The 10,463-nt window shown below is 75.0% G+C and carries 11 protein-coding genes; 6 read left to right on the top strand and 5 right to left on the bottom strand.

Features of this window, described 5'->3' with window-relative positions; genetic code table 11:
* Positions 1-363: 363 nt before the first annotated feature.
* The 4 genes from ABZ576_RS03975 to ABZ576_RS03960 are packed head-to-tail and all read right to left on the bottom strand — an operon-like array spanning position 364 to position 5,510.
* Complete coding sequence (locus ABZ576_RS03975; RefSeq protein WP_360735444.1) at positions 364-1,725, bottom strand: O-antigen ligase family protein; 1,362 nt, start codon at positions 1,723-1,725, stop codon at positions 364-366.
* A 3-nt stretch (positions 1,726-1,728) separates the two neighbouring features.
* The gene (locus tag ABZ576_RS03970; protein ID WP_360735442.1) at positions 1,729-3,150 is read right to left on the bottom strand and encodes an exopolysaccharide biosynthesis polyprenyl glycosylphosphotransferase; all 1,422 of its coding nucleotides are present in this window, start codon (positions 3,148-3,150) and stop codon (positions 1,729-1,731) included.
* Positions 3,147-4,316: a glycosyltransferase gene (locus tag ABZ576_RS03965; RefSeq protein ID WP_360735440.1), complete on the bottom strand. Its 1,170-nt coding sequence runs from the start codon at positions 4,314-4,316 to the stop codon at positions 3,147-3,149. Before ABZ576_RS03965 ends, ABZ576_RS03970 begins: the two co-directional genes overlap by 4 nt.
* A gap of 54 nt (positions 4,317-4,370) precedes the next feature.
* Complete coding sequence (locus ABZ576_RS03960) at positions 4,371-5,510, bottom strand: DUF3344 domain-containing protein (protein WP_360735438.1); 1,140 nt, start codon at positions 5,508-5,510, stop codon at positions 4,371-4,373.
* Positions 5,511-5,725: 215 nt separating this feature from the next.
* On the opposite strand from ABZ576_RS03960, the gene ABZ576_RS03955 reads away from it, so the two are divergent.
* Positions 5,726-5,965: a chaplin gene (locus tag ABZ576_RS03955; protein WP_360735436.1), complete on the top strand. Its 240-nt coding sequence runs from the start codon at positions 5,726-5,728 to the stop codon at positions 5,963-5,965.
* Here the strand turns inward: ABZ576_RS03955 and ABZ576_RS03950 are convergent.
* Entirely contained in the window at positions 5,955-7,583 is a 1,629-nt protein-coding gene (locus tag ABZ576_RS03950; protein WP_360735434.1) for a hypothetical protein, read from the bottom strand. The two genes, ABZ576_RS03955 and ABZ576_RS03950, sit on opposite strands and share 11 nt — an antisense overlap.
* Before the next feature lie 49 nt (positions 7,584-7,632).
* Here ABZ576_RS03950 and ABZ576_RS03945 point away from each other — a divergent pair, with 49 nt between their 5' ends.
* The 5 genes from ABZ576_RS03945 to ABZ576_RS03925 all read left to right on the top strand — a co-directional run bounded on the left by ABZ576_RS03945 (position 7,633) and on the right by ABZ576_RS03925 (position 10,243).
* On the top strand, positions 7,633-7,926 hold the full coding sequence (locus tag ABZ576_RS03945; RefSeq protein ID WP_360735432.1) for a hypothetical protein: 294 nt from the start codon (positions 7,633-7,635) through the stop codon (positions 7,924-7,926).
* Between the two features lie 133 nt (positions 7,927-8,059).
* A complete protein-coding gene (locus ABZ576_RS03940) occupies positions 8,060-8,347 on the top strand; it encodes a hypothetical protein (RefSeq protein WP_360735430.1) in 288 nt (95 codons plus the stop codon).
* Between the two features lie 189 nt (positions 8,348-8,536).
* Positions 8,537-9,043: a DUF5949 family protein gene (locus tag ABZ576_RS03935; RefSeq protein WP_360735428.1), complete on the top strand. Its 507-nt coding sequence runs from the start codon at positions 8,537-8,539 to the stop codon at positions 9,041-9,043.
* Positions 9,043-9,627, top strand: coding sequence for a vitamin K epoxide reductase family protein (locus tag ABZ576_RS03930; RefSeq protein WP_360735537.1), 585 nt, complete (start codon positions 9,043-9,045; stop codon positions 9,625-9,627). Before ABZ576_RS03935 ends, ABZ576_RS03930 begins: the two co-directional genes overlap by 1 nt.
* A gap of 100 nt (positions 9,628-9,727) precedes the next feature.
* Positions 9,728-10,243 (top strand): hypothetical protein, encoded by a 516-nt coding sequence (locus tag ABZ576_RS03925; RefSeq protein ID WP_360735426.1) that lies wholly within the window; start codon positions 9,728-9,730, stop codon positions 10,241-10,243.
* Positions 10,244-10,463: the final 220 nt, after the last annotated feature.

The following is a 10,463-nucleotide window of genomic DNA, read 5'->3' as shown; positions in this document are numbered from 1 at the left end:
GGCTCCGCCGTCTCCCGCGCGGGGCGGTGGGGGCCGCTCGTTCCCGCCGGTGTTTCGACGGCGGGCCGGTGGGCGGTGCCGGGTTCCGGGCCCGCTTCGGCCACGGACCGGTACCCCGGCCCGGGCTCCGCCGTCTCCCGCGCGGGGCGGTGGGGGCCGCTCGTTCCCGCCGGTGTTTCGACGGCGGGCCGGTGGGCGGTGCCGGGTTCCGGGCCCGCGGCCGTGGGCCGGCGGGCGGTGCGATCCGGAGCCGTTTCGGGGAGGGGCCGGTGTCGGCCGGCGGGGTCCGGTCCCTGGGCGCCGCCCGTCCCGGGACGGGTCATGACGTGCGCCCCGGACCGGGTGCGCGGTGTGCTGTCACCGTCATCGCAGGGCCGCCTCCCCCGCCACCGCTCCCCGGCGTGCCGGTACGGTCGGGCGTTCGCCGGAGGCGAGCTGGTCGGCGCCCACCAGGGACCACCAGGCGGCCAGCCCGAAGCACACCGCCGTCAGCACGGTCGACGGGCCGCCGATGTCGGCGTACACGAAGTCCACGAGCTGCCACACCAGCAGCCCGCAGGCGACCAGCGCGCAGTCCAGGCCCCGGCCGCCCGCCGTGCGGGTCCGCCGCAGGCCGCGCAGCGCGCACACCAGCAGGGCGAGCCAGCCGCCCGCGAGGCAGAGCAGCCCGATCAGGCCCTGCTCACCGAGGACCAGCAGGTACATGTTGTGCGGGGAGAGCAGCGGCTGCCGCCGGTACGCGGCGCCCGCGCCCTCGGTGTCGCTGCCCGAGGACAGCGCCAGCGAGGCGTGTCCGTCGCGGTACTCGGGGAACCCCTTCAGGCCGACGCCGGTCAGCGGGCGGTCGCGCCACATGTCGGCGGCCGCGGCCCACATCGTGTACCGGTCGGTGACCGACTGGTCGGGCGCGTCGGTGACCCGGGTGATGCTGTCGATCCGCTCCTGGAGCATCGCCGTACCCACCCCCAGCCCGCCCACCAGCACCACGCCCGCGGCCACCACGGCCGCCCCGGCCCGCACCGCCCGGCGCGGGCCGGCCAGCACCAGCTGCACGGTCAGGGTGAGCGCCGTGGCGATCCAGGCGCCCCGGCTGAAGGACAGCGCGAGGGGGACCGTCAGGGCGAGCGCGCAGCAGAGGGCGATCGCGCGTTCCCGCGCAGCGGACCGGCCGAGCGCCAGCCCCACCGCGCAGACCAGCCCGAGGGACACCACGGTCGCCATGCCCATCACGTCCGACACCCCGAAGGTGCCCACCGCGCGGACGTCCTGCCCCTGGTACGAGGCACCCGTCCCGGTGACGTACTGGTGCACGCCGACCGCCCCCTGCCAGCCGGCGAGGGCCACGAACGACCAGGCCAGCAGCCGGAAGTCGGCCCGCCCGCGGACGAGGAGCAGCACGGCGGCCGGAACCAGGACGAACACCTGGAGATAGCGGCCGAGGCCGGTCAGCCCGGCGCCCGGCGACACCGCGTGCAGCGCGGCCAGCGCGACACCGGCCACCGGCAGGCCGAGGACCACCGCGGCGGTGCGGGTGAGCGGGCGGCGGCGCGCCCGCAGCAGTCGTGCCGCGCAGAAGAGGACGACGAGCGCGGACAGCGCGTCGGCGGGACCCGCGCCGCCGTCGTCGCCGGGGGCGACCGGCAGCGCGAGCAGCGCGACCACGGCCACCACCGGCAGCACGGGGGACAGCCGCGGGGGACGGCGGAGCGGCGGGGCGAGGGCCATCGGTCAGCTCCCCGTGGGCCGCACGAGGGCGGCGGCGGTGCGCAGCAGGATGCAGACGTCCTGCCACAGCGACCAGTTGTCGATGTAGGCGTTGTCGTACCGGGCCCGGTCCTCGATGGAGGTGTCCCCGCGCAGCCCGTTGATCTGGGCCAGCCCGGTGATCCCGGTCTGCATCCGGTGACGGGCCGCGTAACCCGGGTAGGTCTGGCTGAACTGGGCGACGAAATACGGCCGTTCGGGCCGCGGGCCGACCAGGCTCATGTCACCCCAGAAGACGTTCCACAGCTGGAGCAGTTCGTCCAGCGAGGTCTGCCGCAGGAACCTGCAGAAGGGACTCATCTGCCGCTCCCCGGCCACGCTCCACCGGGTGGCCGCCTCGTGCTCGTCCACCGGGCGGTGGGTGCGGAACTTCAGCAGGGTGAAGGGGCGGCCGTCCTTGCCGATGCGCTCCTGCCGGAACACCACCCCGGGCCCGTCGGTGAGCCGCAGCACCACCGCGCACACCAGCAGCACCGGGCTGACCAGCACCAGCAGCGCCCCGGACACCGTGACGTCCAGCAGCCGCTTGCCCACACTGCCGCGCCGGCGCGCCCCCAGGTCCAGGCGGCGCACACCGAACCCGGCGAGCTGGTCGCGCGCCTCGTACGCCGGGCAGTCCGCGTCGACCTCCCACACCGTGCAGCCCGACTCCGCGAGCGCCCGCAGCAGCGGCCCCTGCTCCGTGCGCACGCCCGGGTGCACGGTGAGCACGGCCCGTACCCCGTTCTGGATGAGGGCCCGCTCCACCTCCTCGCCGGTGGTGAGCACCGGCAGCCCGCCGGTGCCCTCCGGGCGCTCGGCGACCACACCCACCGGCCGCACCCCGCAGCGCGGGTGCCGCAGCAGGGCGGCCGCCACCCGCTGCGCGGTCGCGGCCGGCCCGATCACCAGGGCGGTGTCCGGGCGGCGCAGCAACAGCACGCGGCGCCGCCAGTGCACCGCTCCCCGGGCCGCGCAGGCCGCCGCCGCGTGCAGCGCGCAGCCCAGCAGCAGGGCCCCGGCGGTGAGGACGCGCTCGGGGTCGAAGGCACCGAGCAGCGCGGCCAGGCCCAGCCAGGTCACCGCGATCCGTCCGCACACGGCGGGCAGTTCGTCCAGCATCCCGGGCACCGGCCGCGCGGAGTGCGGGCGCAGCAGCAGTGCGCCGCACACCAGTGCGGCGAGCGGCAGCGGCCGGCGGGCGGCCTCGTCCAGCGCCACCGCGCCCACCAGCGCGGCGAACAGGTCGGCGGCGAGCAGCGGCAGCGACGAGGCGGGCCGGGCGGGCGGACGCCGCAGCGGGAACCGGAAGCCGCCGGCGGCACGGGCCGGCAGGACCGAGACGGGCGGGAATCCGTGGTCCCATGGCTGCGCGCCGGGGGAGGGGACAGTACTTTCCGCAGTCACGAGTGGATGGACTCCCTGCACTCGGAGGGCACGGGCTGGGCTGTTTCTCGGTTCGCCGCCGGGACGCGGCCGAGGAGCTCGCGGTAGAGGGCCGCGACCTGTTCGGCGGTGTGCCGCACGTCGTGCGTGGCCAGGACGTGCCGGTGGCCCTGGGTTCCGAGTGCCGCGCGCAGCGCCGGATCGGACAGCAGCGCGGTGACCGCACCGGCCAGCGCCACGGGGTCCTCGGGCGGCACCAGGCAGTGCGCGGCGAGCGCGGGCGGCAGGCTCTCGCGGGCACCGTCGACGTCGGTGAGCACGACGGGCCGCCCGCAGCCCAGCGCCTCCAGCGGGGCGAGCGCCATGCCCTCCCAGCGCGAGGGCAGCACCACCAGGTCGGCGGCCCGGTACCAGGGCACGACGTCGGTGACGGCGCCCGCGAACCGCACGGAGGGGTGCGCCCGGCGCCGTAACTCCTCGCGGTCCGGGCCGTCGCCGACCAGCACCAGCCGTGCCTGCGGCAGCACGGCGAGCACGTCCCGCCAGGCGCCCAGCAGCACGTCCTGGCCCTTCTGCCGGCACAGGCGGCCGACGCAGACCACGAGGGGCCGGGCGTCGTCGGCGGCCCGCGGCGCGGTCGCCGGTGCGAAGCGGGTCGTGTCGATGCCGTTCGGGATGACGGTGTACGCGGCGCGCACCCCGGCGCGCAGACCGGTCGCACGCTCGGCCTCGCTGACGCACACCACCTGGTCGGCCCAGCGCGCCCCCCACCGCTCCCAGCGCAGGGCGAGCGCCGCGGTGAGGCCGCCGACCGCCTCGAACGACCAGGCGTGCGGCTGGAACACGGTGGGGATCCGGCCGCGGACGGCGAGCCGTGCGGCCAGTCCGGCCTTGGCGCTGTGCGCGTGCACCAGTTCGGGCCGTACTTCGTCGATCACCCGCGCGAGCCGCCGCACCTCGCCCGGCAGGCCGGGTCCCGGGGACCGGGCCGCCTGCCAGTCCCGTACGTCGACGCCCAGTTCCCGCAGGCCCGCGCCGAGCGGGCCGCCGGGACAGGCCGCCGAGACCCGCAGGCCCGCCGCGAGCTGGGCCCGCGCCAGGTCGAGCACGACTCGGGCGACACCGCCGTCGACGGGTTGCGCGAGGTGCAGGACCCTGGGCCGCAGGGCGGCTGCTGACTGGTGCATTCGCGGAATACCTCGCTCACGGGGGCGCTCGGGACTGCGGTCGTGAACGCGCCTCTACTTGCGGGCGTCCACGGCGGCGAAGAGCGCACCGGCCCACGCCGCGTCCGGGTGGGAAACGAGCCGGAAGCCCGGCTGGTCACCGCCACCGCGCAGAGCCGGACCGAGATCGAACACGTCGGAGTCGTAGCCGAGCGTGTTGGCGTAGGCCGGAACCCGCCGGGCGGGTACGGCGTCCGGTTCACTGATCGTGGAGTTCAGTACGTCGTCCGGGGGACCGGCGGCGTCGCCCAGTGCGACGGGCGTGCGCCGGGGGGCGGCGGTGAGCGTGAACCGCTCGCCCGCGCTGCCCCGGTCGCCGTCGTACGCCACCAGGCCGGCGCGTCCGCCGCCCCCGGCCGGTACGCGCACCCCGGTCAGCCGGACCTCGACGGGCGTGTCCAGCGTGTCGAAGCCGTCCCACAGGGTCAGGTCCCGGAGCGGCTCGCCGGGGTTCTCGTAGGCCACCACGAGCGTCCAGCCGCCCCACGCCCCGGCCGCCGAGCGGCCCATGGCGATGTTGACCTGGGCGACGGTGTACAGTCCCGAACCGCTGTCCCGCACCAGGCGGGTGACGTCGGCCGTCGCCTGGAAGGCGTCCGCGCCGTCCGCCACCCGGTGGCCCACGACGGTGTCGGCGAGCACCTCTTTGTACTCCCCGCCCGGTTCGGCGATCAGCACCCGCCCGTTGTCGCGCGGCGGCTTCTGCTCGCCGACGCGCAGGTTGCCGCCCCAGTACAGCCGGGCGTAGGTCACCCGGCCGCCCTCGGGGACGCGGACCTCGGCCCGGGAGGAGTTGTAGGTGTTGGGGTCGCTGTCGACGTCGACGTAGAACATGTCGAAGTCGCCGTTGACCGCGCTCCGTCCCGCCCTCACCGCCCGGCAGTCGCTCGCCTCCGCGGCGCGGCAGCTGATCGAGGCGTTGGCCGCGCGGACGAACCCGCCGTGCTGCACCGCGTGGTGGCGCACGGCGAAGGCCAGGCGTGCCGCCTCGGGCGAGGGGAGCGGCGGGGCCGAGGGGCGCTCGGGAGATGCGGGAGGCGCGGGAGGCGCGGGAGGTGCGGGAGGTGTGGCGGCTCCGGCCGCGGGAGCGCAGAGGAGGGCGAAGGCGAGGGCACCCGCCGTCGTACGCAGCAGCGGGCCCAGGAACTTGCGCATGGCCGGGGTGCCCTTTCACACGTGCTGGAGAGATCCGCAACTCTAGTGGGCATCCGTACCAATCGGGAGAAACTGGGCAAGTGTGTCGGAATCGTGAAGGCATACCCCGCCGTGCATCACCCCATTGGCGGCACAACTCCGCCGGAGGGCCACGCGTTGACACAACGCCGGGTATCCCGCCCGGATGTTGTGTCGATCCCAAGGAGCACCACCTCATGTCGCGTATCGCGAAGGGCCTGGTTCTGACCTCCGCCGCCGTAGCGGCCGTCGCCGGCGGTGCCGGTGTGGCCTCCGCCGATGCCGGTGCGGGCGCCGTCGCCGCCAACTCGCCGGGTGTGCTGTCCGGCAACGTCATCCAGATCCCGATTCACGTGCCGATCAACCTGTGCGGCAACACCATCGACATCGTGGGTCTGCTGAACCCGGCGTTCGGCAACACCTGCGTCAACGACTGACGTCGGGACGCCACCCTTCGGCCGGCCGTCCGCCCCGCGCATCCGCCGCGGGGCGGACGGCCGGTTTTCCGCCCCCCGGACGGGTCACCCCGGGTGTGCAAGCGGTTGCGGGGAGCGATCGGTGAACTGACGGTGGGACCAGGTCCCACTGTTCACCGAAAGGAACACCCATGCGTGATCTGCCTGCCCGGCGTCTCGCGTCCACCGTCCTCTGCGCGGCCGTCCTGGTCGGCATCACCGGCCCGGTCGCCGTCGCCGCCGACGCGGCCCGGGAGCACGACCGCGCCGCCTCCCGGGCACCTGTCCCGGCAGCGGAGAGGGAGAAGCTGCTCGCCCAGGTCAGGGCCCTGAGCACCACGGGTTCCGTGCTCAATCCGGTCATCGACCTGCTCAACCGGTCGCTGGAGAAGGGGCAGCTCCCCGCCGACGAGGCCAGGAGGCTGGGCGAGGCGGCGAAGGCGGCCATCGCCAGGGCCGCGGCCGACCCGCAGCCGGTGACGCCCGTGGCGGCGGCCCCGACGACGCCCGCGACGCCCACGGCACCGGCCAAGCCCGCGCCCCAGACGGCGCCGACGGCCCCCGCGTCCCCGGCGACCCCGGCGAAGCCGGCCAACCAGACGACGCCTGCGGCTCCGACGACGCCGGCGACGTCCGCGGCGCCGACGACGTCTTCGACATCGGCGGCACCGACGACACCCGCGGCATCCACGACGCCGGCCACCTCGGCGGTGCCCGCCAAGCCTGCGACCTCTGCGGTGCCCGCCAAGCCTGCGACCTCGGCGGTGCCCGCCAAGCCTGCGACCTCGGCGGTGCCCGCCAAGCCTGCGACCTCGGCGGTGCCCGCCAAGCCTGCGACCTCTGCGGCGCCTGCGGCCCCGGTGTCGGCGGCGAGGCCTGCGGCGTCCGCGGTCCCGGTGTCGGCGGCGAGGCCCGCGGCTGCCACGCCTGCGGCACCTACTGCGTCCGCGTCCCCGGCGAAGCCCACGGCGCCTACTGCGTCCGCGTCCCCGGCGAAGCCCACGGCGCCTGCCGCGTCCGCGTCTCCGTCCAGGCCGACGGCGTCCGCGGTGCCTTCGGCTCCGGCCTCCGCGGCGCCTTCCGCTCCGGCGTCTCCCGTGTCCGCGGCGAGGCCCGCGCCTTCCGTGTCTCCGGTGTCCGCGGCGAGGCCTGCGGCACCTACTGCGTCCGCGTCCCCGACCACGTCGGCGAAGCCCGCCGCGTCCGCGTCCCCGGCCCGACCCACCACGTCCGCGGCGCCTTCCGCCCCGGCCTCTCCGGCTACGTCGGCGAAGCCAGCTACGTCCGCGTCTCCCGCGACGTCGGCGAAGCCCGCTGCGTCCGCGTCCCCGGTGACATCGGCCAAGCCCGCTGCCTCCGCCTCACCCGCGACGTCGGCCAAGCCCGCCGCGTCCGCGTCCCCGGTCTCGGCCGCCAAGCCCGCGGCGCCCACCGCGTCCGCCGCGCCGAGCACCCCCACCAACTCCGCGTCCCCGGCCAATTCCGCGTCTTCGGCCAATTCCGCGTCTTCGGCCAATTCCGCGTCCCCGGTCACGTCGGCGAAGCCCGCCGCGTCCCCGGCCGCCCCCCACTCTCCGGCGGCTTCGGCGCCGGCGGGCAAGCCGTCCTCCCCCGCGGTCTCCTCCCTCCCCGCGGGCTCCGCCGTACCGGTGACCCTGACCGACCCACTGGCCGTGCGGTACGCCCACATGCTCAAGCCGCCGTCGACCCGCGACCTCACCACTGACGCGCTCTCCGCGCTCCAGGCCGCGATCGACGATCTGGTGAAGGCGGTCACCGACCAGATCGACCAGCTCCTGTCGTCCGCCACCGACGTGGTGTCCGGCCTGGTCGACCTGCTCGGGGTGACCCTCCTCGGCAAGGACATGCCCGCGCCCAGCGTCGAGAACCTGCCGTCACTGCCCAGCCTCCCCGCGGACCCCGGCCTGCCGGCGACGAGCTGACGCGGGACACACCCGGCGGTCGCACAGGGATCTCATATGTCTTCTCGGTGCCGGGTTTCCGGTTCGCACGGGACTCGTTAGGCACGGCGTCATGTACCCCCGGGTGACGTGAGTTGCCGAAGAAAGGAACACGATGAAGTCCCTGAAGGCTGCCGCCGTGCTCGCTGGTTCCGTGGCCCTCGCCGGCGTCGCCGCACCCGCGTTCGCCTACGACGCCCACCACCTGCCCCCGATGAGCCTCAACGGCGCGGTGGCCGAACTCACCGAGAAGCCGCCCACCGTGAAGGACCTGCTGCCGGTGCAGCACCAGTCCGACGCGCTCAACACCGAGAACAAGGACTCCGTGCTGAGCGGCCTCAACGGCGCCACGGCTTCCCTCAACAAGCAGGGACTCCTCGGCGGCCTGCCCGTACAGCACTGAAGCCCGACCCACCGCCCGGGCCGGTGCCGCACCCCTGCGGCACCGGCCCTCGGCGCGTCCGGCGCCGCGGCATCCGCCCTCGGCGCGTCCGGCGCCGCGTCGCTCGATCGTGTGGCGCGGCCGCGGGCACTGCTCCGGAAGGGTGAGAAGGCACCGGGCGACGCCACGGCCCGTCGATATGGTCGCGCGGTGACCTCAGTATCAAGCGAACCCCGCCTCTTCCGCCCCGCCGACCTCGGCACGCTCGGCCTGATCCCCTGGATGGCCAGGAACGAGGAGGGCGACGGCAAGACCCCCTGCCTCCTCGCCTGCTCCCTGGGCGACGGTCCGGGTGGTCCGGAGGCCGCGTCCGCCGCCGTCACGCACCTCCTCGAGGACATCGGCCTGACCACGGGCGCCGAGCCCGTGAACGGCACCACCCGGCCGAGCCTGAAGGTCAGCCTGCTGGTCATCGCCGGCCAGATCGTCCTCCAGCTGCCGCACAACATCAGCAGCCAGGTCACCCCGCCGGCGGACTGGCTGAAGGCGGTCGAGGAACTCGGGTACGCCTACTTCATGTTCACCACCCGCATCTGCCCCTCGACCGGGCCCCGCCGGCCGGCCGAGGGCGCGGAGCTGGCCGCGTTCGCGGGATCACCGGACACCACGAACGCCGCCGCGCACGTCTACCTGCCTGCGCGCGGCCTGCGCGCTTGATGCGCCGCTACGCGGGCGGTGGCCGCGGGCTCGCCCTGCTGGTCGTGCTCACGGGCGCCGCCGGGCTGCTCGCCTCCTGGGTCATCACCCTGGACAAGTTCAAGCTGCTGGAGGACCCGGGCTTCGTCCCCGGGTGCAGCCTGAACCCGGTGGTGTCCTGCGGCAGCGTCATGCTGAGCGACCAGGCCTCGGCCTTCGGGTTCCCCAACCCGATGCTGGGCCTGGTGACCTACGGCATCGTGATCTGCGTCGGCGTGAGCCTGCTGGCCGGTGCCCGCTTCCCCGACTGGTACTGGCTGCTGTTCCTGGCCGGCTGCCTGTTCGGCGTCGGGTTCGTGTCCTGGCTCCAGTACGAGTCGCTGTACCGGATCAACGCGCTGTGCCTGTGGTGCTGCCTGGCCTGGGTCGCGACCATCCTGCTCTTCTGGTACGTGACGTCCGTCTGCGTACGCGAGGGTTTCCTGCCCGCGCCCGGCCCGGTGAAGGCGTTCTTCGCCGAGTTCACCTGGGTGGTCGCGGTGCTGCACATCGGCGTGGTCGGCATGCTCGTGCTGACCCGTTGGTGGGACTTCTGGACGAGCTGACTATTACGGCGATCGGGCGATTTGTGAAATGAAGGCGTTTTCCGCTCGTTACGCGGTACGGACGTCGAACCCCCGCATTCCGAAAGGGACCGTACCTGACATGAAGCCGACCACCCGAGGAACCCTTGCCGCCGTCGTCACGGGCGTCGCGGCCACCGTGGGAGCCGCCGCTCCCGCCGCGGCGGCCGGCACGGTCCCCGTCCCGCTGCCCCTGGGCGGCGTCTCCAAGGCGCTCGACATGGAGGTGCCCAGGCTCAGCGCCGAGCTGCCGCTGATCAAGCCCGGGGCCCCCGAAGGGCCCCGGTACGTCACGGGCCGGTTGCTGCCCGACCGGGCCCTGCCCCAGCTGCCGGTGAGCAGCGGGCTGCCCGGCCTGGACGCCAGGGCTCCGCTGCCGCACATCCTGGGCGACAACGGCTTCGACCACCTCGACGTGGTTGCACCGGCCGGCGACGTGCGGGCCCTGGCCCCCGGCCTGTCCGTGGACGCCCCCCTGACGGAGCCCGGCGGCGAGAACTTCGGTCTCCCCGCCACCAAGCTCCCCGAGGCCGGTGTCCTGGCCCCGGTCGTCCAGACCGTCGCCGGCGGCAACCTGGGCACGGGCCCGGGACTGTAGCCGGGACGCCCGCCCCCGTCCCCACGACCCGGGCGACCCGCAGAACCCGTACGGCCTCCCGACCCCCACAGGCCCCTACGGCCCTTACGGCCCCTACGGGTTCCTACGACCCCTAGCGGCCCCTACGGCCCCCAGGTCCCGCAGGGCTGTTACGGCCCCCTACGGCCCTGACTACTCCTACGGCTCGGGTGGCTCGTATGGCCCCTCGGTGGTGACTCCA

The organism is Streptomyces sp. NPDC013455 (assembly GCF_040632975.1).
Taxonomy (GTDB): domain Bacteria; phylum Actinomycetota; class Actinomycetes; order Streptomycetales; family Streptomycetaceae; genus Streptomyces.
This window is presented reverse-complemented; position numbering and strand designations above follow the sequence as displayed.